This is a genomic window from Lachnoclostridium sp. MSJ-17 (assembly GCF_018918205.1).
Taxonomy (GTDB): domain Bacteria; phylum Bacillota; class Clostridia; order Oscillospirales; family Acutalibacteraceae; genus Ruminococcoides.
In genome coordinates this window covers 1-1,340 of the sequence record NZ_JAHLQB010000099.1, presented here as the reverse complement: position 1 = coordinate 1,340, position 1,340 = coordinate 1, and the positions used below count along the sequence as shown (strand labels likewise).

Annotated in this window: 1 pseudogene; it reads right to left on the bottom strand. The window is 58.4% G+C overall.

Annotated features, from left to right (window positions below):
• Positions 1 to 1,340: pseudogene (locus KQI64_RS08505) on the bottom strand (DNA-directed RNA polymerase subunit beta); the annotation flags it as partial.

Here is a 1,340-nt window from a genome sequence, read left to right as displayed (position 1 = left end):
CCTCGGAGCGCAGGAGCGGAACAGCCTGACGCTGCATGTTAGCGCCCATGAGGGCGCGGTTCGCGTCGTCGTTCTCGAGGAACGGGATCATGGCGGTAGCGACGGAGACGACCATCTTCGGAGATACGTCCATGTAATCAAAGCGCTTGGCGGGCAGCTCGACGAACTCGTCGCGGTATCTGCCGACGACCCTGGAATTGACGAAGCGACCGTTCTCGTCGAGCGGCTCGTTCGCCTGTGCGACGTAGTAGTTGTCCTCGAGGTCGGCGGTCATATAGACGACCTCGTCGGTGACGACGCCGGTCTCTTTGTCGATTTTGCGGAAGGGCGCCTCCACAAAGCCGTACTTGTTGATCTTCGCGAAGCTCGCGAGGTAGGAGATCAGGCCGATGTTAGGTCCTTCAGGGGTCTCGATAGGACACATTCTGCCGTAGTGGGTGTAGTGAACGTCGCGCACCTCGAATCCCGCGCGGTCACGGGAAAGACCGCCGGGGCCCAGAGCGGACAGACGGCGCTTGTGAGTCAGCTCGGCAAGCGGGTTGGTCTGATCCATGAACTGAGAGAGCGGCGAGGAGCCGAAGAACTCCTTGATAGCCGCGGTGACGGGACGGATATTGATGAGCGAGTTGGGCGAAAGGCTGTCCATATCCTGCGACTGGGTGGTCATTCTTTCGCGCACGACGCGCTCCAAACGTGAAAAGCCGATGCGGAACTGGTTTTGAAGCAGCTCGCCGACGCAGCGGATACGTCTGTTGCCCAGGTTATCGATGTCGTCGGTGTTGCCAACGCCGTGAGCTACGCAGTTGAGGTAGTTGATGGTGGCGAAGATGTCGTCGACGGTGATGATGTTGGGAACAAGCTCGTCAGCCTTCTCGCGAAGCATATCCTTGAGCTCCTCCTCACTCTGGGCGGAGTCGAGGATCTCGCAGAGCAGCTCGAAGCAGACGTTCTCGCGGATGCCGCACTCAGCCTCGGCGTCAAAGTCGACGTACTTTGAGATGTCGACCATGTTGTTGGAGATGATCTTTACGACAACGTCGTCGTTGCCCTTTACAAAGGCTACCTTAACGCCGGCGTTCTCGATCTCGAGCGCCTTGTCCTTGCCGATCTTCTCGCCGCGGTCAGCCATGAGCTCGCCGGTGCGGGGGTTGGCGATGGGCTCGGTTATCGTTCTGCCCTCAAGACGGTTGGCAATGCCGAGCTTTTTGTTGTATTTATATCTGCCGACGCGCGACATATCGTAGCGGTTGGCGTCGAAAAACAGATTGTTGATGTGGGTCTGCGCGCTGTCTACCGTGGGAGGCTCGGAGGGACGAAGCTTCTTGTAAACCTCGATAAGA